The 24,070-nt window shown below is 67.6% G+C and carries 20 protein-coding genes; 3 read left to right on the top strand and 17 right to left on the bottom strand.

Going from position 1 to position 24,070, the window contains the following annotated elements; translation table 11 throughout:
• Nucleotides 1-251 precede the first annotated feature (251 nt).
• From ricT to EFAMC1_RS02305, 12 genes are all read right to left on the bottom strand, one after another.
• Nucleotides 252-1,982 (bottom strand): regulatory iron-sulfur-containing complex subunit RicT, encoded by a 1,731-nt coding sequence (ricT, locus tag EFAMC1_RS02360; RefSeq protein WP_154052737.1) that lies wholly within the window; start codon nt 1,980-1,982, stop codon nt 252-254.
• Nucleotides 1,961-3,148: an ATP-binding protein gene (locus EFAMC1_RS02355; protein WP_154052736.1), complete on the bottom strand. Its 1,188-nt coding sequence runs from the start codon at nt 3,146-3,148 to the stop codon at nt 1,961-1,963. Before EFAMC1_RS02355 ends, ricT begins: the two co-directional genes overlap by 22 nt.
• Before the next feature lie 92 nt (nt 3,149-3,240).
• Nucleotides 3,241-3,984, bottom strand: coding sequence for a dTMP kinase (gene tmk / locus EFAMC1_RS02350; RefSeq protein WP_154052735.1), 744 nt, complete (start codon nt 3,982-3,984; stop codon nt 3,241-3,243).
• A gap of 222 nt (nt 3,985-4,206) precedes the next feature.
• Nucleotides 4,207-5,061 (bottom strand): HAD family hydrolase, encoded by an 855-nt coding sequence (locus EFAMC1_RS02345; RefSeq protein WP_154052734.1) that lies wholly within the window; start codon nt 5,059-5,061, stop codon nt 4,207-4,209.
• 18 nt (nt 5,062-5,079) lie between these two features.
• A complete protein-coding gene (locus EFAMC1_RS02340; protein ID WP_154052733.1) occupies nt 5,080-7,734 on the bottom strand; it encodes a DNA topoisomerase I in 2,655 nt (884 codons plus the stop codon).
• A 159-nt stretch (nt 7,735-7,893) separates the two neighbouring features.
• On the bottom strand, nt 7,894-8,706 hold the full coding sequence (locus tag EFAMC1_RS02335) for a twin-arginine translocase subunit TatC (protein WP_154052732.1): 813 nt from the start codon (nt 8,704-8,706) through the stop codon (nt 7,894-7,896).
• Nucleotides 8,706-9,428: a twin-arginine translocase TatA/TatE family subunit gene (locus tag EFAMC1_RS02330; protein ID WP_222838611.1), complete on the bottom strand. Its 723-nt coding sequence runs from the start codon at nt 9,426-9,428 to the stop codon at nt 8,706-8,708. The genes EFAMC1_RS02335 and EFAMC1_RS02330 overlap by 1 nt, the downstream gene beginning before the upstream one ends.
• A 56-nt stretch (nt 9,429-9,484) precedes the next feature.
• Nucleotides 9,485-9,796, bottom strand: coding sequence for an STAS domain-containing protein (locus EFAMC1_RS02325; protein ID WP_154052731.1), 312 nt, complete (start codon nt 9,794-9,796; stop codon nt 9,485-9,487).
• Nucleotides 9,797-9,820: 24 nt separating this feature from the next.
• On the bottom strand, nt 9,821-10,621 hold the full coding sequence (locus EFAMC1_RS02320; protein ID WP_154052730.1) for a tetratricopeptide repeat protein: 801 nt from the start codon (nt 10,619-10,621) through the stop codon (nt 9,821-9,823).
• A 150-nt stretch (nt 10,622-10,771) separates the two neighbouring features.
• Nucleotides 10,772-12,064 (bottom strand): aminotransferase class I/II-fold pyridoxal phosphate-dependent enzyme, encoded by a 1,293-nt coding sequence (locus EFAMC1_RS02315; RefSeq protein ID WP_154052729.1) that lies wholly within the window; start codon nt 12,062-12,064, stop codon nt 10,772-10,774.
• Nucleotides 12,065-12,520: 456 nt separating this feature from the next.
• Nucleotides 12,521-12,988 (bottom strand): Fic family protein, encoded by a 468-nt coding sequence (locus tag EFAMC1_RS02310; protein WP_154052728.1) that lies wholly within the window; start codon nt 12,986-12,988, stop codon nt 12,521-12,523.
• Between the two features lie 3 nt (nt 12,989-12,991).
• The gene (locus EFAMC1_RS02305) at nt 12,992-13,504 is read right to left on the bottom strand and encodes a Panacea domain-containing protein (RefSeq protein WP_154052727.1); all 513 of its coding nucleotides are present in this window, start codon (nt 13,502-13,504) and stop codon (nt 12,992-12,994) included.
• 235 nt (nt 13,505-13,739) lie between these two features.
• On the opposite strand from EFAMC1_RS02305, the gene EFAMC1_RS02300 reads away from it, so the two are divergent.
• Complete coding sequence (locus EFAMC1_RS02300; protein WP_154052726.1) at nt 13,740-14,000, top strand: hypothetical protein; 261 nt, start codon at nt 13,740-13,742, stop codon at nt 13,998-14,000.
• A 16-nt stretch (nt 14,001-14,016) separates the two neighbouring features.
• Here the strand turns inward: EFAMC1_RS02300 and EFAMC1_RS02295 are convergent, their stop codons facing one another.
• The 5 genes from EFAMC1_RS02295 to EFAMC1_RS02275 form a co-directional block, all read right to left on the bottom strand.
• Nucleotides 14,017-14,709, bottom strand: a complete 693-nt coding sequence (locus EFAMC1_RS02295) for an HAD family hydrolase (RefSeq protein ID WP_187324511.1) — start codon at nt 14,707-14,709, stop codon at nt 14,017-14,019.
• Nucleotides 14,706-16,169 (bottom strand): Na+/H+ antiporter NhaA, encoded by a 1,464-nt coding sequence (nhaA, locus tag EFAMC1_RS02290; protein WP_154052724.1) that lies wholly within the window; start codon nt 16,167-16,169, stop codon nt 14,706-14,708. The genes EFAMC1_RS02295 and nhaA overlap by 4 nt, the downstream gene beginning before the upstream one ends.
• A 264-nt stretch (nt 16,170-16,433) precedes the next feature.
• The gene (locus tag EFAMC1_RS02285; RefSeq protein WP_154052723.1) at nt 16,434-17,378 is read right to left on the bottom strand and encodes a DHH family phosphoesterase; all 945 of its coding nucleotides are present in this window, start codon (nt 17,376-17,378) and stop codon (nt 16,434-16,436) included.
• A 233-nt stretch (nt 17,379-17,611) separates the two neighbouring features.
• A complete protein-coding gene (locus EFAMC1_RS02280; protein ID WP_154052722.1) occupies nt 17,612-18,823 on the bottom strand; it encodes a MalY/PatB family protein in 1,212 nt (403 codons plus the stop codon).
• A gap of 663 nt (nt 18,824-19,486) precedes the next feature.
• A complete protein-coding gene (locus EFAMC1_RS02275; RefSeq protein WP_187324510.1) occupies nt 19,487-20,071 on the bottom strand; it encodes a DUF1836 domain-containing protein in 585 nt (194 codons plus the stop codon).
• A 211-nt stretch (nt 20,072-20,282) separates the two neighbouring features.
• Between EFAMC1_RS02275 and EFAMC1_RS02270 the strand changes: the two genes are divergently transcribed.
• Complete coding sequence (locus EFAMC1_RS02270) at nt 20,283-21,143, top strand: DegV family protein (protein ID WP_154052720.1); 861 nt, start codon at nt 20,283-20,285, stop codon at nt 21,141-21,143.
• 1,130 nt (nt 21,144-22,273) lie between these two features.
• Nucleotides 22,274-23,638, top strand: coding sequence for a PFL family protein (locus EFAMC1_RS02265; protein WP_154052719.1), 1,365 nt, complete (start codon nt 22,274-22,276; stop codon nt 23,636-23,638).
• Nucleotides 23,639-24,070: the final 432 nt, after the last annotated feature.

The following is a 24,070-nucleotide window of genomic DNA, read 5'->3' as shown; positions in this document are numbered from 1 at the left end:
CGGCAGAGGGCGGAACGCCGGCAGAGGGCGTTTCTGAAAATGGTATCTGTCGAGATTTCTTTTTCAGAAACGCCCTTTGTCAGGAGGATACAGGATTCCTTTTTCAGAAACGTCTTTTGTGGGGCTTCCGACAGCGGATGGTGCCTGCAGGCGGGCAGGAAAGGGTCGCGTGGGCGATGATGCCCGCGTCACAACGGCACAGGAAAGGGACCGACAGCCGGATGGCTGTCGGTCCCTCGTTGAAGTCGTTCCTACTCGCCTGACGGGGCGCTGCCGGCGGCTCCATCGCCGCCACCGCTGCCGCCCTCGCCGCTGCGGCGATGCCTGCGGCGACGGCGCTTGGGGGCACCCTCGCCCTCCGCGGCGCCGCGGGCCTCGTCGCGGGCGCCCTCGCGACCCGTGCCGTCCTGGCGCAGGTGCCGCGGGGCTCGCGAGCCCTCGCCACCCTCGCGGCGGTGACGCGGCTCCCGGCCCTCGCGCTCGCCATCGCGACCCTCGCGGCCATCGCGCCCTTCGCGCTGCTGCTCGGCGATGATGCCGCCCTTGTCACCCGGACGGCGGCGACGGCGCCTGGGAGCCTCCTCCCGCTGGGCGCCGGCCTCGCCACCGCGGCGACGGCCATCCCCCTCGCGCTGGCCACCCAGGCGCCCGCCGCGCAGGCCACCCTGCGCCTCGCGGCCGCCCTGCTCGTGGCCCTGTTGCTCCTCGGCCTCGCCCTCCCCGTGGTGGCGACGACGGCGCGACCGCCTGCCCTCGCCCGGTGAGCTCTGCTTGGCCTCGGCCATGCTACCCTGACCCGGCAGCCCCTCGGCCGCCTCGCCGGAGATCTCGACCGTCTTGCGATGGCGACGGCGCTTGGAGCCACCCTGCTCGCCCTCGCCAGACGACGGGACCTCGCCCTGGCCCTGGCCGCGCTGCTCGGAGGCGCCCGCGCCCGCACCGGCCTGGCCCCTGTTGCCGCCCTTGTTGCGACGGCGCCTGCCGCTGCCGCGCTCCTCCACGAAGAGGTCCTCGGACTCGAAGGACTCCTGCGGGATGAGGCCGTTCTTGCGATCGATCTCCTCGAGCGCCGTGCGAATCTCGGGGCTCTGGAGCTTGTCGAGCGTGGCGCGCATCACCGTGTCGGGTCGGCACGGGCAGCCCAGGTCCTCGCTCTTCTTGCACGCGGCCGGGCTCGCCTGCATCTCGGCGAGCGGCACGCGAATCTGCTTGCCGTTCTCCAGGCGAAGCGCCAGCTGCTCCTTAGGCGTGTCGTACTCGACGATCTTGGCCGTGCCGAGCGGCGTCTGGATGACGGCGTTCTTCTTGGGCGCGCGCTGCTTGAAGTCGCGGTACGCCTCGAACTCGTAGCGCAGGCAGCACATGAGGCGGCCGCACGCGCCGCTGATTTTGTTGGAGTTGAGCGGCAGGTCCTGCTCCTTGGCCATGCGGATGGAGACGGGCTCGAACCCGCTGCCAAAGCGCGCGCAGCACAGCTCCTGGCCGCAGTGAGCGTAGCCGCCCATGAGCGCGGCCTCCTCGCGCACGCCGATCTGGCGCATGTCGACACGCTCGTGCAGCACCCGCGAGAGGTCACGCACGAGCTGACGGAAGTCGACGCGCTCCTCGGCCGCGAAGTAGCACACGACCTTCTCGCCGCCAAAGAGGTACTCCACACCCACCGGCTTCATGTCGAGACCGTCCTTGGAGACGAGCGAGCGGAAGGTGGGCAGCGCCGCCTCGCCGCGCTCGGCGAGCTTGGAGGCGCGGTCGAGGTCGGCGTCGGTGGCGACGCGCAGGACCTGCTTGAGCGCGGCGCCATCGGTACGGCGGCTCACCTCGGACTTCTCGACCTCGCGGGGGTCGGACGTGGCCAGACCGATCTCGGTGCCGCGCTCGGTGGCACAGATGACGTGGTCGCCCTCGACCGCGCCGGTGTCGGCGGGGTCGAACCACAGGTCTCGGGTTGCATACGAGAACTTCACCGAGATGATGGCGGGCATAGTGCCTCCTTGCAAGAGCACAGCATGACCTCGAGGGCCAGCTGGGGGGATACGTTGTGGGCGATGTCGTCGGACGCGCGCGAGACCGCGGCGAGGGCCGCAAGCGCGCCCGTGGCGTCCGTTGCCCGGGCGAGACGGTCGACGACGTCTGCGGCGTCTGCGTTGACGATGGGCGCATCCACGCCCTCAAGACGCATGAGGACGTCGCGCAAGAGCGAGTGGGCCGCCGCTAGAAGCTCTATCATACCCGAACGCTCGCGGGCCGTTAGCTCGCGTTTGTTGCGCTGCTCCATGAGCTTCTGGGCCTTGGAGGAGAGGTAGTCGGCGCTCTGCTCGGCAGCCTCCTCCTGGCTTGCGCGCACGTCGTCGAGCGGCACCTTGGCCGCCGCCACGAGGTCGCGCGCGGCACAGAGAACGTCCCAGTCGTCGTCTCGGGCGAGGCCGTCGAGCGAGCGGACCATGAGGCGCCTGGCCTCGCGGCGGCCCGGGCTCCTCAGGTAGTCGCAGGCACGCTCGGGGCTGCCGGCCACGGCCAGGGCGATGCGGGCAGCGGGGTCGTCGGGCGAGATGCCGCAGGTAAGCGCGATGCGGCGGGCGGCATCGGCCGGGTTGGAGACGCGGAAGGGCACGCACTGGCAGCGCGACACGATGGTGGGCAGCACCGCGTCGGCCGTGCGGGCCATAAGGATGAACACCACGCCCTCAGGCGGCTCCTCAATAGTCTTGAGCAGTGCGTTTGCCGAGGCGTCGCGCAGGGCCTCGACGCGTTCGAGCACGTAGACCTTGGCCTGGGCGCGCACCGGGGCAAGCTGGGCGTCGGCGATGAGGTCGCGCACCTGGTCGATCACGTAGCCCGAGGCACCTTCGGGGGCGATCCAGCGGACGTCTGGGTGGGTGCGGTGCGCCACGCGGATGCACTCGTCGCAGTTGTCGCAGCCGTGAGTGGGGCACACGACGCACTCGGCGAGGGCGAGCGCCGCCTCCGCCTGGCCGGAGCCGGGGGCACCCAGGAAGAGGTAGGCGTGGCTGAGGCGCCCCTCGCGCACGGCCGCGGAGAGGAAGGCGCGCACGCGCGGCTGGCCCACGATGCGCGCGAGCGCCGGCGGCTCGGGGGCGGGGCCGTCGCTTTGTGCGCAATCCGCGACAGATTCGGACTCGCGATCCATAGAGCGTGCAGAAATGGCAGTTGTTGACCCTTCGGCAGGCGAGCAACTGCCCTTTTTGCACGCTACGTTGCTGGAGGGGGACGAAAGGTCGCTCATCGCGCGGCCTCGCCCTCGGGAGAGACGCAGCCGCCCTCGGGAGAGGCGCAGCCGGCTGCCCCGTTGTCGAGAGTGGCACGGCCCGCAGCCTCGCCGGTCGCGGGAAGCACGCCAGCAAGCTCGGCATCGATGCGGGCGGCCACCTCGTCAAACGAGCCCGCCGCGTCCACCACGTGCACGCGCTCGGGCTCCTCGGTAGAAAGGCGCAGGTAGGCAGCCCGCACGCGCCGCTGGAACGCAAGACCTTCCGCCTCGAGGCGGTCCTCGCCGTCGGCCGCCGCGCGCGAGAAGGCGCGGGCGGGATCCATGTCGAGCACGAGCGTGAGGTCGGGACGAAGGCCGCAGCCCCCCAGCCTGTTGGCGCGGCGCACGAGGTCGTCGTCGAGGCCGCGGGCGCCTGCCTGGTAGGCGTACGTGGAGTCGAAGTAGCGGTCGCACACGACGACGGCACCGCGCCCGAGCGCCGGCTCGATTACCTGGCGCACGAGCTGGGCGCGGCTGGCCTCGTAGAGCAGCAGCTCACACTCGTCCGCCATCTCGGTATTGACGGGGTCCAGGAGGATTGCCCGGATCTTCTCGGAGAGGGCCGTGCCGCCCGGCTCGCGCAGGGTCACGACCTCAAGCCCGCGCTCGCGGAGGCGCCCCACGAGCCGCGCCGCTTGGGTGGACTTGCCCGCCCCGTCGACGCCCTCGAGGGTGACGAAGATGCCGCGACGCGTGTCCTTGCTGCCGTTTGCCATGCGCTGTGCTCCATATCAGACGTTACCGAGCCCCTATGGTACACGTGACCGCGGACAAACGACGACCCGGCAAAGGACGCCGACACTACCTGTACAACGATGGCCGAGCAGGACCAGTCATGCCCGCGCCGCGCGGCGGCACGCCCGAGCAGCAGCGTAACCGGAACCGATCCCAATCCCCACCCACCCCAGCGTCCGGATGCGACCGGACGCGTCAGGACCCTAGGATTCGGAAACGCCCAGGGCTGCCCGCTTGGCGGCAATGACCTGGTCCATGACGGTGAGGACGCCGTGGTCGACGTTGCTGGGGGCCACGAGGCGCGCGTAGCGCTCCATGCCGGGTGTGGCGTTGGCCACGATGTAGCCGAAGCCCACGGTCTCGAGCATGGCGGCATCATTGAAGGTGTCGCCGAAGGCCATCATGTCGGCGGTGTCGATGCCGAGCAGCTCGCTCACGTGGCGCATGGCGCCGCCCTTGTCCATGCCCTTGGGCGTGATGTCAATCCACACCGAGCCGCTCGTGACCACCGAGAAGTCCTTGCCAAACGCCGGCTCGTAGTCGGCCTCGGCGCGCGGGATGGAGTCCTCGCCCGGCAGGTAGATCGTGAACTTGTCGGCCACGGCCGAGACGATCGCGAGGTCCTCCACGTAGGTGCGGTCGTAGTAGAAGGTGGCGAAGACCTCGTCGTTGCTGCGGTCGCGCTCGGCGAGGTAGGCCGTATCCGGCGAGACGATCGTGGGGATGTCACCAAACCCGTTCGCGAAGCGCACCATGCGCTGGTAGTCGGCCACCGGAAGCTCGGCCTGGTAGATGACCTCGTCGCGGTTGGAGATGACGCCGCCGTTGTCGCCAATGAGCACGATCTGCGAGCGCAGGCGCGGAAAGAGCGCCCGCAGCGTCACGAGGGGCCGGCCGCTCGCGATGGCGAAGGTGACGCCCAGCTCGGAGAGGGCGACCACGCGCTCGAAGACACCGTCGGGCAGTTGGCCCTCGCCGTCGAGCAGCGTGTTGTCCATGTCAGACGCGATGAAGCGGACGCGGGCGAGGTCGTGGGGCTCGGGCGTTACCTCGAACATGCAGGGCTCCTTAGCTGTCTACTCGGCCGGCGCGGCCTTCTTCGTGGTGCCTCGCTTCGCGGCGGGCTTCTTGGCAGCAGTCTTCTTCGCGGCGGACGTCGAGACAGCCTTCTTGGAGGCAGACGCCGAGGCGGACTTCTTGGTCGCGGACTTCTTCGCACCAGCCGTGGCACCCGCCGACTTCTTGGCCGCCTTTGCCGTCACACCGCCCCGGCCCCTGCCGCGAGCCGGCGTCTTGCGCTCGTTGGTGGGGCAGTCCATGTTGACGCACTTCTTCCACGGGCCGCGCGCCGTCTCCACGATGATCATCGGCGCGCCGCACTCGGGGCACGTCTCGTTCGTGGCCGTGAGCTTGCCGCGAGCGGGTAGGGGGTAGCTCACGCCGCACTCGTCGTAGTTGGTGCAGCGGATGAAGCGCTTGCCGCTGCGCTCGCTCTTGTGCGCGATGAGGTCGCCGTGTCGGCCGGCCGCGGCGCACACCTTGCACTCCCCCACCTTGAGGTCGGGCTCGTAGTTGGTGGGGCACTTGGGGTTGACGCAGATCTCGTAGGCCTTGGCGCGGAACGGCTTACACTTGATGCGCGGGGCGCCGCACTCCGGGCAGACGGCTGCGTCGCCCTCGAGCGCCTCGTAGCGCACGCCGCTGGGAAGCGGGTAGGTGACGTCACAGTCGGGCCAGCCCATGCAGCCCACGAAGCTGCCGCGCGTCTTGGCAGAGCTCTTGATCACAAGGTCCTTGCCGCACTTGGGACACTTCCCCACGCGCGCGTCGGCCGTCACGGCGTCGGCGATGGCCTCGCCCAGGTCGTCCTTGTGCTCGATGAGGGCGTCGAGCATGCCCGCGAGCAGGGCGCGTGAGTGGTAGACCACCTGGCCCTGGGTGTCGGTGCCCTGGGCCACCTTGGTCATGTCCCGCTCGAGCTCGCTCGTCATGTCGGGCGTGGTGATGCGCGGGGCGAACTCGTGGAGGGCGTCGATGATGGCCATGCCCAGCTGGCTGGGCTCCACCGGGTCGTTCTTGAGGTACTTCACCGTGTAAAGGCGCTCGATGATGCTCGCGCGCGTGGACTTGGTGCCCAGGCCGCGCTTCTCCATCTCCTGGATGAGCTTGCCCTGGGAGTAGCGCGCGGGCGGCTCGGTTTGCTTGGCCGTGAGCACGAGGTCGCTGACGTCGACCGCGTCGCCCTCGGCGAGGGGCGGCAGCTGCTCGTCCTTCTTGAGGCCATAGGGGTAAATGCCGCGGAAGCCCGCCACCTTGAGCACGTCGCCCGAGGCGCTGAAGGGCTCGCCGGCCACGTCTATCTGCAGCTTCGTGCCCTCGATGACGGCCGGGTCCGAGAGCGTGGCGAGAAAGCGCCGGGCCACGAGGTTGTAGAGCTTCCACTCGGCAGGCTCGAGCTTGGACGGGTCGCCCACGCCGGTGGGGTAGATGGGCGGGTGGTCGGTGTCGAACTGCTTGCCGCGCGTGGCGTGGATCTCGGACGCCTTGAGCAGCTGGCCCACGTAAGGAGCATACTGCGGCACGCCGGCGAGCATCTTGGCCGTGGCGCGAAGGTCGAGCGAGGGCGGGTAGACGGTGTTGTCCACGCGCGGGTACGAGATGAGGCCGTCCATGTAGAGGCTCTCGGCCAGACGCATGGTGCGCGCGGGCGAGAGGCCCTCGGCGGCCGCAGCGGCCTGCAGGCTCGTGGTGTTGAACGGCGCGGGCGGGCGCTGGGTGCGCTGCTTCTTGGTGACCGACGTCACCGTACCGCCGGTTGCGCCCTCGACGTGCGAGAAGGCCGTCTCGGCAGCCTTCTTGTCGAGGAAGCGGCCCTGGGCGTGGGCGATCTTGAACTGGTCGGAGCCCTTGGCGCTGGCCTGACCGCCGATGACCCAGTAGTCCTCCGGCTTGAAGACGAGGCGCTCGCGCTCGCGCTCCACCACGAGGGCCAGCGTGGGCGTCTGCACGCGGCCGGCGCTGCGAACGTTGCCAAACCCGCCGAAGCGCGCCATCGTGAGGTAGCGCGTGAGGGCAGCGCCCCAGATGAGGTCGATGTACTGGCGGCTCTCGCCCGCGTCGGCCAGGTCCTGGTCGAGGCTCACGAGGTTGGCGAAGGCGTGGTCGATCTCGCCCTTGGTGTAGGCCGAGTAGCGGGCGCGCGTCACCGAGACGCCGGGGTTGACCTCGAGCACCTGCGAGAGGGCGTCAGAGCCGATGAGCTCGCCCTCGCGGTCGAAGTCCGTGCCGATGACCACCGAGTCGGCCTTCTTGGCGAGGTTCTTGAGCGATCGGATGATGCCCTTCTCGGCCGGGAGCTTCTCGATGGGCGCCCAGACCAGGTAGGGCAGGCTGGGAACCTTCCAGCCCTTGATGTCCACGCCGTCCTCCAGAAACGGCTTCTTCTTCTTGAACGGGGGACGCGGCAGGCCGTCCGGCACGTCGGCCGGCAGGACCTCGCCCTCCTCTGAGACGGCGAACCACCCCTGCTTGTTGGTGAACTTGAGCTCGGAGGGAAAGTCCGGCGCGAGGATGTGCCCGCGCAGGCCGATGGTGACCCACTCCTCGCCGTCGCGCGTGAAGCGGTAGACCGGTGTGTCGTAGACCTTGTCCTTCTTGGGCTTGCCCGCCTCGGACAGGAGCGCCGCGATCTTCTCGGCGGCGTCGTTCTTCTCTGTGATGACAAGCTTCACTGGCTTGCGTTCCCTTCGAACGTGCGTGTGCGAGGTGCGCGCGCTTGGTGGGGCACCGCCCGGTGTGCCGCACGGGGGACAGCCCTCCGCGGCAGGCCATAACGGGAGCCTACCTACAAGCAGGCCCCAGGCACGCGCGCCCGGGGCCCCACGAATCCGTTAGTCGTCGTCCTGCTCGAGCTTGTGTTCCTGGTACTGCTCGCGCGTCCACTTGAGCGAGGCCTTGCCGTCCCTCGCGATGAGCACGCGACGCGCCAGGGCCAAGGAGATCTCGTAGAGCACGATCACGGCGGCGAACATGAGGAACATCGTCACCGGGCTGGCGTCGGGCGTGACCATGGCGCTTGCGATGAGCAGGCCCACGTAGACGCAGCGCCAGTTCTCGCGAAAGGTCTTGTAGGGCACCACATGCAGGATCGAGAGGTAGAACACGAACAGCGGCAGCTCGAACGCGCCGCCAAAGCCCAGCTCAAGCAGGATGATGAGGTTGATGTAGTCCTGTGCCTCGGAAAAGATTGTGGCAAAGTCGCTGATCTGCGCGAGCATCCAGCCAAAGGTGGCGTTGAGGATGAACAGGTAGCAGAACACCATGCCGAAGGCGAAGAGGAACACGAGCGCGCCCACCGTGGGCACAACCCAGTGCTGCTCCTTGGGCGTGAGGGCCGGCAGGAAGAAGCCGAGGACCTCGAAGATGATGATGGGGCTGCACACGATCACGGCAAAGAACACCGACACGGCAAAGCGCAGCGTGAAGCCGCCGAGCGCCGTGGTGACGTAGAGCGTGGCCTCGCCCGTGGCCGGGTCCTTGGGCAGGAACTCGCGGATGGGGTCGATAAGGATCTGGATGAGCATGGGCGAGGCCGCGTAGATGACGACCGACGTCACGACGATGCTCACGACGATGATGGTGAGGCGACGCCGCAGCTCGCTCAGGTGGTCGAGCAGCGGCATGCGCGCGGGTCCGACGGGCATTAGGCATCCTCCTCGTCGCTCTTGGCAGGGGCATCGGCGTCGGTGTCTGCTTCGGCGTCAGTGTCGGCGTCGGCATCGGAGTCCGAATCGGAGTCGGTATCAACATCAGCGTCCGAGTCGAAGTCGGCGGCGTCGGCGTCCGCGCCGGCGGCGTCGGCCGCCTCGTCCTCGTCATCCTCATCGTCATCGAGCCCGTAGAGGGCCGCGACGGACGTAGGATCCTTCTCAGGCTGCTCGGGCCCGGCGGCAGGCGTCTGATTGGCAGCCTTGTTCTCCTCGGACGTGCCCTCCCCCGCTTCGGCATCCTTCTCGTCGGCGTCTTTCTCGGCCTCGGTGCCGGCGGCGGCCTTCTTCTGCTCCTTGGCGGCGCGCTCCTTGGCGAGGCGGGCGCGACGCTCGGCGAAGGTCTCCTGCGGCTTGGCCGCTGCCACCTCCTCCTCCGTGAGGTCCTCGTCCTCGGCCTGGGAGCGAGCGGCGGCCTTGCCCTTTGGCGTGTCCGCGACGTTCTGGATGGGGTCGATGATCTCGGACTGGACCACCTTGCTCATGCCCTCCTGGGCCGTGCGGAACTGCCTGAGGGCGCGGCCGATGGTGCGGCCCATACCCGGCAGCTTGTCCGGCCCAAACATGAGGAATGCGAACAAGACGATGAGGAAGAACTCTGTATCTCCGATGCCAAACACGTAAGCCTCCTTGCGGCCCTGGCGTTCTCGCAGGCTCATGGCTCTCGCTTCGCGAACTGCCACAGGCCACCGCGGGCAAGCCCGCGTCCTACAGCCTAGCCCTCTACGTTGAGCTCCTTCTCCACGCCCAGAAGCCCCAGAACTCGGCGCACGTTGGGCTGGGGATGGGTCACCTCGAAGTCGCAGCCGGCCTCGTCGGCGTGGTGGGACGCCCCCACCAGCACGCCGATGCCCGTCGAATCGATGTAGGCAACCTGCGAGAGGTCTACCTCCACGCGACCAGGGTGCTCGGACAGCGCGGCATCGACGGCAGAGCGCAGCTCGCCGGCGTTGGAGACGTCGACCTCGCCCACGACGGACACGAGCCTCGTGCCGTCGGCGTCAGTGGTGGATATTGACAGGTCCATGACATCCTCCTTAGGGGATGGGAGCTATTCGTTGGTGGTCGTGGCGGCGGTGTCGGTCGAGGCCTCGTCCGTCGTGGTCGTGGCGGCGGAAGTGGATGCACTGGTCAGCGAGGAGAGCTTGGACGTCGCTGTGCGCTTGACGCCGTAGGTGTCGCTCGGGTCGACCTCGAGCGCCTTGTTATAGGCGTTCGTTGCCGACTGCGTGTCGCCCGCGGCCTCGTAGATGGTGCCGAGGTCGCCCCACGCCGGCGCGTAGGAGGACACGCGGCCCGCGAGCTCCTCGAGCGCGGACTTGGCGCTGTCGACGTCGCCCAGGTAGTACTGGCACATGGCGCGGCTCGCGTGCGCAGCCGCCGCGTCGTCGGTGGCGAGGTACCTGTCGTAGTAGCCCATGGCCTTGGCGAGGAGGTCCTTGGCGTGGGCCCGGTCGTCGTCGGACGAGGCGCGGGAGACGGCCGTGGCGCCCCAGGTGTAGTAGGTGTTGGCCAGGTTGATGAGCGCCGCCGTGTCCGAGGAGTCCTTACTGAGCCTATCCTCGAGCTGGGACGCCTTGGGCTGGTAGTAGCCGTCGAGCTTGTCCCTGTAGGAGGTGGTCGTCGCGGCCTCGGTGGAAGCGGCGGCCGTGCTGGCGGAGATCGAGCGCCTGGCGCCCGAGACGATGGCCGAGAGCGAGGGCAGAAGGATCGAGCCCACCATGATGACCGAGCACACGATGACGGCAATCAGCACGATGGGACGGCGCTTGGTCGGCGTGACTGTGTGCTCCGGCACGGCGTCCTCTCGCGCCCTGTCCTCGTCAGCCCGCTTGCTTGGCCTTGCTGCCATCTGGTCCCAAACCCCCTCTGCCCGTCTCGGGCCCGCTCGTCAGTCAGTCCGTGCGAGAGATGCTCTCCCCGCGCGCCGCCAAGCGACAGCGACGCGCGGGGAGGTCACGCACATGTCCGCACATGATACCTCACGTCCCGCCGGGGCCGTCTAACGCGCCTTTCTGGCAAGGCGAGCCGACACGAGCCGCACACAGGCGCAGAACACGTCAAGCGCGCCGCCGAGGTCCTCGAGCGACGGGTACGAGGGCGCGATGCGGATGTTGGTGTCGTCCGGGTCGTTGCCACCGGGCCACGTGGCACCGGCGTCCGTCATCTTGACGCCCAGCTCGGCCGCGAGGGCGACGATGGCCTTGGCCGAGCCCTTGGGGCCGTCGAACGAGACGAAGTAGCCGCCGCGCGGGTGGCTCCACGTGGCGCAGCCCAGGTCGGCCAGGCCCTCGGTGAGCTTGGACTCGACGAGCTCGAAGCGCGGGCGCAGGATGCGCGCCTGGTCGGCCATGTGGGCACGCACGCCGGCGGCGTCGTGCAGCCAGCGGGCGTGCGTGAGCTGCGAGAGCTTGTCGGAGCAGACGCGCTCGATGCCAAAGCCGGCACGCAGGTCGGCGAGGTCTGCCGGGCTGGCCGCGACGCAAGCGATGCCGCTGCCCGGGAAGGTCACCTTGCTCGTGGAGGCGAACTCGTAGACGAGGTCGTCGTTGCCGGCCTCGGCGATGGCGCCGAAGACCTCGAGCAGCTGGTCGGGCTCGTCGGTGAGGTCGTGCGCGATGTAGGCGTTGTCCCAAAAGATGCGGAAGTCGGGTGCGGCCGGCTTGAGCGCGGCGAGGCGGCGGACCACCTCGTCGGTGTACGTGACGCCCGTGGGGTTGGAGTACTTGGGCACGCACCAGATTCCCTTGACCGTGGGGTCGCCCTCGACGAGGCGCTCGACCTCATCCATGTCGGGGCCGTCAGCCGTCATGCGCACGGGCACGTTCTCGAAGCCCACCGAGGCGCTCACGGCAAAGTGGCGGTCGTAGCCGGGGCTGGGGCACAGGAACTTGAGCGGCGTGCGCTGCGCCTGGAGGGCCTGGGGCTCATAGCCCTGCACGCCGTGGATCCAGCCGTGCACCACCACGTCGTTCATGATGTTGAGACTCGAGGAGCCGCCGAGGATGACGCTCTCGGGGCTCACGCCCAGCACGTCTGCCATGAGGCGGCGGGCGGAGGGCACGCCGTCGGGGCAACCGTAGTTGCCCGCGTCGACACCATCGTCGATGAGCTCGGAGGTGGAGTTGAGCACGTCAAGCATGGGGCGGGAGAGGTCAACCTGCTCCGGGCTTGGCTTGCCGCGGGTCATGTCGAGCTTGAGCCTGCGTGCCCTGAGCTTCTCGACCTCGCCCTCAAGCTGGGCAATCTCGTCGTCGAGCTGCTCAGTGGTCATGCTCTCGTAGACGCTGGACATGGCTCCTCCTCCTGTTGGGTGGCCTTCGCTCAACCTGTTTGAGCGGCCCACGCTCAAGCTTTACGTGAGTATAGTCGCACTGCCGGACAATAAATCGAAACCGTTTCCGAGGGAGGGCCGAGGGCGCCCACATGCTCGGGTAACGCGGCAGGGATATTGGGCCAGGACTCGCCTTCGGATAAAGGCCGGACGGCGTCCGTGTCGAGCGGCGCCCCCGTCGAGCAGCAGCCTCGTCAGGCAGTGCCCCCGACAGGCAGCGCCTCCGCCAGACAGCGCCTCCGCCAGGCTTCACCTCCGCCAGGCAGCGTCTACATATTGGTATGTCCAACGTGGTATGCCCAGCGAACCGCCACAGGCCGGGAGCTGACGCCAGCCCTCGGCCCGCAATGTGACAAATCATCCGGAAGAAAATGTGACATGGGGCCTCTCTCCGCCAAGACGGGAAGGGGCCTTAGATCATCCCTTGCCAACCGCCTTCCAGCGGAACAGGAAGGCGAGGTCGCTCGAGTCGATCTTCCTCTCGACGAGAGCCTGCACCCATTGGTAGACCTCGTTTCCCGACGGGTCGGGGGAATCGTCCACATCGAGGACAATTCCCCTCATTGCAAGGATGGAAAGCGACATCCTCACGGCGGTTCGCTTGTTCCCGTCCAGAAAGACGTGGTCCCTCGCGATGTGCTCAGCCAGGTAGGCACACTGCTCGAAGAGGTCCTCGAACCTGTCGGACACCTCCATCCCAAAATACCCGCAGAAGGTGGTCGCGACTATGCGCGCCACGCCATCCCTGTCGGCATCCCGCTCGAGACCGAAGCCACCGGTCGTCGCCATCTCCTGGGCCCGAGCGTCGATGACCGTCTGCGCCATGGCCTCGGCAGTCATCTCGTCCTCGATCGAGAGAGGGGGAGTGCATCCTGCGGAGACCATGGGCTAGGCGTTCCTGAGGAGCCGGAACGTGTTGGGGATCCTCCGGTCGACCTCCTGCATCCCGGAGGCTAGAGTGCCCGAGAACTCTGGGGTGACACGTCCGTCCGAGGAGGACAGGATGGCTTCCGGCGTAATCTCCGCGTCCCGCCCAGGGACGTAGGTCGCCTTCCATGCACCTCCATCACCGTGGGAGAGCGCGACAAGGTCGAAGGCGGTCATACGGCCGTACTTGCCAAATGTCCTGCTGACCACCATGTCGACATCCTCGTCGCCCGGCACCGGGCCTGATGACTTGGTAACCCTCCCGCTTCCGTAGCGCTTGAAGGCATGGTAGATCGAAGGCTCGACCGGACCGTATTCCCAGGCTTCGATCTTGTCCTCAAAGAGGGGCCTGCCCAGGGAGCGAAGGGACTCGACCTGGGCAAAGTAGACGAGCTTGTTGAGGGACAGGTTGCTCAGAACGGCCTTGTCCCCGAAATCCGAAATGAACTTGTTCGCGATGTCGACGGACAACATGGCAACCTCCTCAGAATTGGCATGCCGGAGACCCCAGCTTGTTTGATTTAGTATAGACGCACTACCGGACAAAAAAACGGCATCGTTTCCGAGAGGGACCGCACGAGCCCAGACTGCGCCAACATATTGGTATGCCCAACGGACCGCCACAGGCCGGGAGCTGACGCCAGCCCCCGGCCCGCAATGTGACAAATCATCCGGAAGAAAATGTGACAGGGCTGGTAGTATGGGGTGCATGGAAAAGCCGCCCTACATACCCAACTCCGACGAGTTCGGCGAGCTGCAGCGCTTCGTCGACTCGCTGTTCGCCAGCGCCAAGCTCGTGGACAACCTCGATGCGCAGGTGCTCGCCGAGACCTACGACCTGCCCGACGAGCTCATGGAGATCGTGGGCATGCTCCCGAGCGGCATCTACGAGCGCTCGCGCCTCGCCGACCAGTTCAACTCCGCCCTCGCCGCCCACGGCTGGACCCAGCGCTTCGGCACGGTGGAGTAGCAGCGGAGAACGACACTCAGAGCGAGAGGAGCTCCCCCAGCTCGCGGGCCCACAGGTCTGGGCGACCGGAGGAGATGGATGGCTTGTACCAAGCCGCCCCAACCGATGTGACCCGGGCACGACGCGCCGCCTCCACGTCGGCATCCATGTCCCCGACGAACACGGCTCCCTCCCGAGAGGCAGACAGGCTGTCCAGGACAAGCAGTAGACCATCGGGGCTGGGCTTGGGTCGGGCGACGTCATCGTCGGTCACGACAACGTCAAAGAGATCGGCGATGCCCATTCTGTCCAAGGTGATCGCCGTGCTGCGCCGGCCCTTTCCCGTAACGAGCGCGACCTTGCCTCCCCGAGCCCTCAGCTGCTGGAGAACGTCCTTGACAATGACGGAGGACGAGTCGCTGATATAGCGGTCGAACAGCTCTCCATAGGCCCAATAGAAAAAGTTGATCGCATAGTCGGAGAGGAGGTCCTTGTCGGGCAGCTCCCATTGGGGAAACGTCACCGAACCTGGCGCCTTGCCGTTGCGGTCCGACACGATGCCCCTGATGATCACCTCTTCGGATGGACCAAAGTACGCGCATATCTCGTCATCAGACATAACCTGCCCCAACGAGGCGTAGATGGCCATTCGAAAGGATTCGAAGCACAGGGGCAGCGTGTCCGCGAGGGTGCCGTCAAAGTCAAAGATGTACGTCTGGAACCTGCTCACGACGACCGCCTCGCCTTCTGCACCTTCTGCCGACTCGTGGCGGCGACGATGAAGGCGCTGCCTACGAGGGCCGTGAGCACGGAGCACGAGAGGATGGCGCATTTGGCGGCGAGAACCTCGCCCGAGTCGCTGAACGCGAGGCCCGCGATAAGAATCGACATCGTGAAGCCAAGGCCGCCGAGCAGGCCCACACCCACGATCTGCACGCGGTCCATCCCGCGCGGGAGCTTGGCAAAGCCCACCTTCACGAGCAACGCCGTCACGCCCACGATGCCCAGCGGCTTGCCCACGAACGCACCGAGCAGCACACCCCGGAACACCGGGTCGGCAACGAGGCTCCCAAAGTCCGCACCACTCAGGTTGACCTGGGCATTCACGAAGGCAAACAGGGGCAGGATGCCAAAGTTCACGGCCACCGAGATGGCGTTCTCCACGCGCTGCAGAGGCGGCGTCACGTGGTGCATCACGCGCTCAACGCCCTCGGCCGCCACGGTGAAGTCGTGCTGGCCCAGCACGTGGGCCTCGTCGTCGTAGGTGTCGTCGAGCTGTCGGGCCCTCTCACCCAGCCAGCTGCGGAGCGAGCCCAGGCGGATGTCGGACCTGGCCGGCAGGAACAGCGCCAAGATAACGCCCGCCAGCGTGGCATGGATGCCCGAGTTGAACATGCACACCCACAGCACGATGCCCACGGCAAGGTAGGGCCTCGACGTGTAGACGCGCGCCCGATGCAGAAGCGCCAGCACCACGACGCAGCCAAGCGACGCGGCGACCCACGGCACGTCGGGGGTCTGCCCATAGAACGCGGCGATGACCACGATGGCGAGGATGTCGTCGGCGATGGCGAGCGTGGAGAAGAACACCTTGGTGGCCGGCGAGACGCGGTTGCCCAGAAGCGACATGATGCCCAGCGCGAAGGCGATGTCGGTTGCCATGGGAACCGCCCAGCCGTGCGGAGCGGCGCCGGGGGCCAGGTTCATGCCCAGGTAGATGAGGGAGGGAGCCGCAACGCCGCCCACCGCGGCCAGCATGGGCAGGGCGGCCTGGCGGGGCCTTCTCAGCTGGCCCACGGTCATCTCGTACTTGAGCTCGATGCCCACGAGCAGGAAGAAGATGGCCATGAGGAAGTCATTCACGAACTCCTCGAGCGTGAGCGTGGGAACCCAGCCGCCCACAACGAGGCCCACGCGCGTCTCGAAGAAGTGGTGGACGGGCTCGTAGGCCGGCGTGTTGGCCACGATGACGGCAAGGATGGCCGCGAGCACCATCGCCGCGGCGGCCACGGTTCCGTTGGAGGTGACCTCCTGGATGGCGTTTCTCCGCTCGATGCGCCGGGCGACCGGCTCCTCGCGGACGATGCTCTGGCGAGATGCGGCCTTTCGGTGCGCGACGCCCTTCTTGGGTGACGGACGCTGTGGGTTTCCGGAGGACTGAGCCCTGGTCTTGACCGCCTTCTTGGGCATCTCGCTCCACTTCTCTCAGGCAAGCCGCCGGCACCTGGGGCGCCGACGGCTCATGTTGCTGGGACTTCGAAGGGTTTCGGGGCACCGGCGCATGGCGGGCGGGCGTCGCTCGCCATGCGCCGACTGCCGTCCAGAGTGCGGTGGCAGCCGACCAGTGTCCCCGACAAACCGTGCAAACTGACCAGTTGTTGCCACCCTGGCGACCCGGCAACTGACCAAAGTGCACGTGGAGTGGCAGGCACGCGACCGCCGCCTCCGGAGCGGCTACTCAGCGGCGGCCAGGATGGGCGCGGCCACCTGCTTCTTGCGGGAGAGCACGCCTGGCATCCAGACGCCGCCCTGCTCGTTGGCGATGCCGAGACCCTTCTGGGCCACGTCGGTGTCGCCCTCGAAGAGGACCTGCGAGCCCTCCTCCATGATGTCGGTCACGCAGAGCACCATGCCGTCGGCACCCTTCTCGGCCTGGTAGGCGCGCATGGCCTCGCGGAGCTCGGGGACCATGCCGAGAGCACGGGTCTTGTCGACCGTCTCGTACTGGCCGATGAGCAGCTTCTTGTCGCCCACCTCGAACTGCTTGGTATCGTTGCCCACCATCTGCTGCGCGGTGAACGAGCCGGACGGGCGGGACAGGAACACGTCCATGCCGAACTTGATCGGGTCGACGCCCAGCTCGGCACCCATCGCGGGCGCGAGCTCGCGCTCCTGGTCAGTGGTGGTGGGGCTCTTGAGCATGAGCGTGTCGGTCATCATTGCGCTGAGCAGGAGCTTGGTCTGCTCCTTGGTGGGCACCTGGCCGAGCAGGTCGAACAGGCGGCGCACGATGGTGCAGCTGGAGCCCCAGGGCAGGCAGATGTAGCAGAGCGGGGCAGCCGTCTCGAAGTCGCCGATGCGGTGGTGGTCGACCACGCCGATGACCTGGGCGTTGTGGATGCCGTCAACGGTCTGACCGCTCTCGTTGTGGTCGCAGAGCACGACCTTCTGCTGCTCGGCGCCCTCGGCGGCCGGCTCGATCTTCTCGAGCAGCTCGGGCTCGGGCGTGCCGGTCTCGGCGAGGAGCTTGGCGCTCTCGGCGGGCAGCGGGCCCAGGCGACGGGTGACGTACTCGTTGCCGTCGAACTTGACCTGGTTCAGCAGCTGCGTGAGGACAACGGCCGACATAATGGCGTCGTTGTCGGGATTCTTGTGGCCAAAGACGTAGACCTTGCTCATGAATACTCCTTAAGAACTGGGGCGGCCCCAAAGCCCGCCCTCGAACACGAAGATTGTAGCCCTCGCGGGCGAGAAGGGCCGGCGCCAGGCACAGCTTGGCCCAAGAAGGCAGGCGCGGCCCATGAACGCACGGCCGCGTCAGCGAGGATGCCACATAGGGCGGAGGGAGAGTTTTCCGCAGGCACTCGACCAAGCCTTATGTGGCACCCGCGCGCTCCAAGCACCGTGCCGGCCTACGCGTTGAACACGTAGCGGCTGAGTCGGTCGAAGGCCTCCTCCACGCGGGACTTGGGCAGCGCCAGGTTGACGCGCACGTGGCAGGGGCCGTGGAAGGGGCGGCCGTCCTGGAAGTCGACGCCCACGTCCCACGCGCGCCTCAGCACCTCGTCAAGCGCCGTCCCGTGCGCCTCGCACCAGCGCGAGCAGTCGACGAACAGCATGTAGGTGCCCTGGGGCCGGCGCACGTCGAGCCCCTCGAAGTGCTCGCCGATGTAGTCGCAGGCATAGCGGGCGTTCTCGCCCAGCACGTGGCAGAGCTCGTCCACCCACTCGTGGCCCTCGGGACCGTAGGCGCCCACGAGCGCGTGCATGGAGAGCACGTTCATGTGGTTGTAGCTGGTCTTTTCCTCGATGGCCGTCGCGCGGTCGCGCAGCCAGCCGTCATATATCACGTGGTAGCTGCCCACGAGGCCCGCCAGGTTAAACGTCTTGGATGGCGCGTAGAGGGCCACCGTGCGCGCGCGGGCGTCGGCGCTCACGCTCTGGGTGGGGATGTGGGTGTGGCCGGGCAGGATGATATCGCTCCAAATCTCGTCGGAGACCACGTAGACGTCGTGGGCCGCGAAGAGCGCCATGGCCCGCTCGAGCTCGGCGCGCTCCCACACGCGGCCGGCCGGATTGTGCGGCGAGCAGAAGACCGCAGCGTGGATGTGGTTCTGCTCGATCTTGCGCTCCATGTCCTCGTAGTCCATGCGCCAGACGCCGGCCTCGTCGGACACGAGCGGGCTCAGGACGATGCGGTAGCCGTTGCGCTCGAGCGCCTTGGTGAAGCCGATGTAGGTGGGGCTGTGGACGAGGACCGCGTCGCCCGGGGCAGCCATGGCCTCAAGCGCCGAGACGACGCCTCCCAGCACGCCGTTCTCGTAGCCGATGTGCGCCGGCTCGAGACCCGTGACGCCGTTTCGCGTGCGCTGCCAGTCGATGATCGAGGAGAAGTAGGCGTCCGTGGGTTCGAAGTAGCCAAAGGCCGGGTGCTCAAGGCGCGCGGCCATGGCCTCCACGATGGTGGGGCAGGTGGGGAAGTTCATGTCCGCCACCCACATGGGAATCTGGTCGAAGCCCGCGCGCGGCGCGGTGGGCGCCCCGGGCATGTGGCCAACGCCGTCGATGGCCAGGGCATCCTTGCCGTGGCGCTCCATGATGGAGGTGAAGTCGTACTTCGTCATCTGCGCTCCTCGCTCGCGTTCTCCCGACGTTCCCGCGCCTGACGCGCTTTCTTTGCCCATACCTTACCAAGGCAGGCGGACTGGGCGCGCCAGTATCTGGCCCCGAGGAAGGACGGCGCAGGCACATGCAGGCGGACTGGGCGCGCCAGAATCAGGCCCCGAGGGAAGGCGACGCAGGCACACCCCGCAGCCAGCCGCGAGCGGAGATGAGGCAGCCGCCGCCCCGAGACACCGCCCCGCCACCTTCCGCATACAGAAGGCATTTGCCGTCTCGAGACGCCCGCGCCACCCTCCGCCTTCAGAAGGCGTTTGCCACCGCGCCCTCCTCCGCCCGCAGAAGGCGTTTGCCGCCCCGAGATGCTGCCGCGCTGCCTTCCGCCCGCAGAAGGCGTTTCTGAAATTGGTTTTTAGACCAATTCCTTTTTCAGAAACGTCTTCTGCGCCGGCTTGGGGCGAGACCTTTTTCAGAAACGTCTTCTGCGCTGGCTTGGGGCGATACCTTTTTTCAGAAACGTCTTTTGGGCCAGCTCGCGTGAACCCCCGGAACGCCCCTTGAGCCGGGACGGAGACAGGTCCTCTCGAAGACAGCCCCGGAAGTCGAGAGCCATGAGCAGGCTCGACGCCGCAGGCACCCCCCCCCCGGCCCAACCGCAGGCGCATCTCTTACCCCAACGCCAGGGTCTGCTCCACGAAGACCTTGTCGGCCACGGCCTCCACGCCGGCGCTCATGAGCTCGGCGAGGTCGGGCGCCACCTCTGCGCCGGAGGCGTCGAGCAGGCTCACCAGCGGCATCGGTCGCACAAGGCTCCCGTCGCCCGAGAAGCGCCCAGCGACCGTGCGCTCGAGCACCCTCGCGAGCTCGTCATAGGTACCGGCCACGTCCACCCCGCGCGACACGCAGGCGTCGTACAGGCTCTTGACCTCGGAGATCGAGAACACGCGCTTGAACGCGCACACATATATGAGCGTGGCCACGTGGCGGCGGGTGTAGCGGCGGCGCTCGGGGGCGGGAACGAGGTGCTGCTTGACGTAGTTGTTGACCATCGAGCCCGTGAGCAGGTCCTCGCCGGGCAGGGCCATGAACGAGAGCTCGTCGCCCACGATAGAGAGGACCTGGTCGAGGTAGAGCTCGATGCGCGGCATCTCGGCGATGCGCATGATGTGAAGCGACGCCATGCGGGCCCTGAGCTCGGCCGACACGGCCTCGAGCGGCCGAGACCCACCGTCACGCTGACCCTTCTCGCCCATGTCGTCACCCCCGTCGTGTCTCATCCGGCGTCCGCGCCCCACCGGCAGGCGCGCCTCGCCCGGCGTCCGCCTCGCGAGACGAGTGCATCCATCGCCCCGCCTCGGCATCAACCCACCCGCTCTGTCAAGTTTACAGATTATCAGAATGCGCGTATCTGGTTTTTAAAACTAGGTATACTTCTCCTCGAACGAGCCGCTCCAAGGGGGTCCCATGAACGACCAACGCATCGCCATCCTGACCGACACCGGCACCAACGTGCCCGCGGACTTTGTCGCCGCGCACGACATCCGCCAGGTCCCGCTCATGGTCAACTACTCCGACGGCGCCTTCCGCTCGGAGGTCGACATCACGACGGACGAAGTCATTGACCGCTTTGCCACCGAGATCCCCACAACGAGCCTGCCCAGCCCCAACGACATCAAGGTCGCGCTCGACAAGGCGCACGCCGACGGCTACGAGAAGGCCGTGTTCGTGACCATCTCGTCGGGCCTGTCGGCCACCAACGCCACGGTCGAGCTGGTCGCGGGTCAGATGGAGGACTTTCCCGTCGAGGTCGTCGACACCAAGAGCATCGGCGTGGCAGCGGGCCTCGTGGTCATGGCCGCGGCGCGCATGGTCGAGGGGGGCGTGCCGTTCGACCAGCTCAAGGGCAAGCTCACGCTGCTCTCGGCCGACACGCGCGTCTACTTCACGGTGAAGGACCTCTACTACCTGCGCCACGGCGGCCGCATCAACGAGGCAACGTACCGCCTCGGCAGCGTGCTCAACCTGAAGCCCGTCTTCTACTGCGACGCCGAGGGCAAGTACGCCACGGTCAAGAAGTGCCGCGGCTGGGAGAAGGCGCTCGCCGCCGAGCTGGCGTTCGTCCAGGAGCAGGCCAAGAAGTACAAGAAGGTCATCTGCGCCGTGTGCTGCACCAAGGCCGAGGATCGGCTCGACGAGATCGCGGCCAAAATGCGCGCCACGATCCCCAACGTGGCCGACGTCATCAAAAGCGGCATCTCCCCCGACCTCGTCGTCCACACCGGCCCCGGCCTCGTGGGCATGGCCGTGCAGCCCGTGCTTGACTAGGGTCGTCTAGCCTGGCTGACGGCTCTCGCGCACCTTGTGCCGCGTGCGCCAGACCAGGGGCCCGAGCACCGGGTCGGGGGGTCCCGAGCCGGACTAGGGACTCGCGTTCCGGGCCAGACACGCCCCCAGCGCCGGCGCAGGCGCGCCTCGATTGCAAAACTATCGAGTTTGCTGCAGTTCATGGGAGAACTCGAAAGTAGCCGGCGAAGGCGCACATCTTCTACCTGCGGTTTTGTGACGCCCAGAAGGCTGGCTACTCGGTGAACCCCGATTCGACTGCAGCAAACTCGATAGTTTTGCAAGGGACGACGCCCGACACGGGCGGATGCCGCCCCGCGCCATGCAAAACCGTTGCGAAGCGAGCGGCTCCGCGCGTCTTACGGCGGGTTCCGCATGACGGGGACAACGGTTGCCCGGAGCAACTGTCATCTGCCACGACTTCGGCTGGGGGAGCTCAACAGGCCCGGAATTCACAGCCCACACGGATTCACGTGTTTGCTCGCCGCAAATGCGCCGATACGTGCGGGATGTTGGCGCTGACTGAACAGCCACCACGTTATGGCGCATTTGCTGCCCACAAACACGTCAAAGCGTGGTGGCTGTGGAAAGCACGAATGAAGCGGCACCTGCTGAGGGGCGCTCGAGATGGCAACCCCGAGGACAGTCGTCATCCGCGTTCACCAGCTCCCAGCTGAGCCAGACACCCCCACCACTTCCCGACCAACTCGGATGCTTCTCCGCCAATCCCCGACCAAGTCGGATGAAAAGGGCCGCGATTTCGTCTGAGTTGGTCGGGGGTTGTACTGACGGGCAACATGCTCGGTCCCGGAGGCGACTGGGGCCGAAGCGACAGGAACCGAGGCGGCAGGAACCGAGGCAGCGGGGGCCAAGGCGCAGGGGCCGAGGCGGCAGGAACCGAGGCAGGGGGGCCGAGGCGGCAAACACCCAACGAGACGGCATCTGCCCGGGGCGGCTGTCGCCTTGCCACGACACCGCCGCCCCGTCCCCGGCCACCGAAAAGCGACGCAAACCATAGCCCGCCCGTAGAGTGCATAATGAAAGGAAATCGTTCGAGCAGGTCGGTCGCGGGGCCCCGGTCGGTGGGTGCGTCGCGCGTCGAAGGGACAACCGTGGCAATCACCGCAGAAGAGGTCGCCGAGACCCTCAACATGGTCACCGAGCAGCACCTGGACATCCGCACGGTCACGATGGGCATCTCGCTCATGGGCTGCGCCGACGAGAGCCTCGACCGCATGTGCGAGAAGGTCTACGACCACGTCACCAAGACGGCCGAGCACCTCGTGCCCGTGGCCGAGAGCCTCGAGCGCGAGTACGGCATCCCCATCGTCAACAAGCGCGTCTCGGTGACGCCCGTGGCCCAGATCGCCGCGGCCTGCCCCGACGCCGACCTCACCCCGCTGGCCCACGCGCTCGACCGCGCGGCCAAGACCCTGGGCGTCGACTACATCGGCGGCTACTCCGCGCTCGTGCACAAGGGCATCGGCGACGCCGACCGCCGCCTCATCTCCTGCATCCCCCAGGCCCTCGCCGAGACCGACCGCGTCTGCTCGAGCGTGAACGTGGCAAGCCTGCGCGCCGGCATCAACATGGACGCCGTGCTCATGGTGGCCCAGACCATCCTCGACTGCGCCCGCCTCACGGCCGACCGCGAGTCCGTCGGTGCCTCCAAGTTCGTGGTCTTCTCCAACATGGTGGAGGACTCGCCATTCATGGCTGGCGCCGTCCACGGCACGGGCGAGGCGGACGCCGTCATCAACGTGGGCGTCTCGGGCCCCGGCGTCATGGCCGCGGCCCTGGCCGAGCTTCCCGAGACGGCCGACATGATGGAGGTGGCCGAGCGCATCAAGCAGACGGCCTTCAAGATCACGCGCGCCGGCGAGCTCATGAGTCGCGAGGCCGCGCGTCGCCTCGGCGTGGAGAAGGGCATCGTGGACCTGTCGCTCGCCCCCACCCCGGCCGTGGGTGACTCGGTGGCCCGCATCCTCGAGATCATGGGCGTGGGCCAGTGCGGCGGCCCCGGCACCACATGCGCCCTGGCCATGCTCAACGACGCGGTCAAGAAGGGCGGCGTCATGGCAAGCTCCAGCGTGGGCGGCCTGTCGGGCGCCTTCATCCCCGTGTCGGAGGACGCCGGCATGATCGAGGCGGCCGAGGCCGGTGCACTCTCGCTCGAGAAGCTCGAGGCCATGACCTGCGTGTGCTCGGTGGGCCTCGACATGATCGCGGTGCCGGGCGACACGCCGGTGGAGGCCATCGCCGGCATCATCGCCGATGAGATGGCCATCGGCGTCATCAACAACAAGACCACGGCCGTGCGCCTCATCCCGGCCATCGGAAAGGGCGAGGGCGAGTCCGTGGAGTTTGGCGGCCTCTTTGGCCGCGCGCCCATCATGCGCGTGAACCCGCATGCAGGGCATGTGCTGGCGCACCGCGGCGGCCGCTTCCCGGCGCCGCTCAACTCGCTGAAGAACTAGGACGGCCGACCCGCCGAAGACAGGCGCAGGACCCCGCAAGAAGCAGGAACCCCATGGACGAGCGGCGCGATAGATACCCCAGGCGAGACGAGACGGAAGGCACCTACCGGCGCGTGTCGTCGGTACCCCTTGCGGGCTCGGGGCGCGCGCGGGGCGCAGGCGGCAGGTATATGGCCGACGAGCGCCAAGGGCGCGGCCTCGGCGATGGCCGACGCGACCATGGTGCCCGCCCAGCCCGAGAGGACCAGGGCGCACGCCTTGTCCGAGACGGACGAGACGCACGCGGTAGCCGGCACGCCAGGGATGCTCGCGATGCCTGGGGCTCTGGCGACGCACGAGGCGACCGAGGTGGCCGCGACGTGCGAGACGACCGCGCCGGCCGGCACGCCCGAGACGCCCGCACCCCCTTGGGCTCGCGGCCGCAGGACGCCC

The organism is Olsenella uli (assembly GCF_901212675.1).
GTDB lineage: Bacteria > Actinomycetota > Coriobacteriia > Coriobacteriales > Atopobiaceae > Parolsenella > Parolsenella uli_B.
The sequence above is the reverse complement of the archived record's forward strand: the minus strand, read 5'-3'. Positions and strand labels throughout refer to the sequence as shown.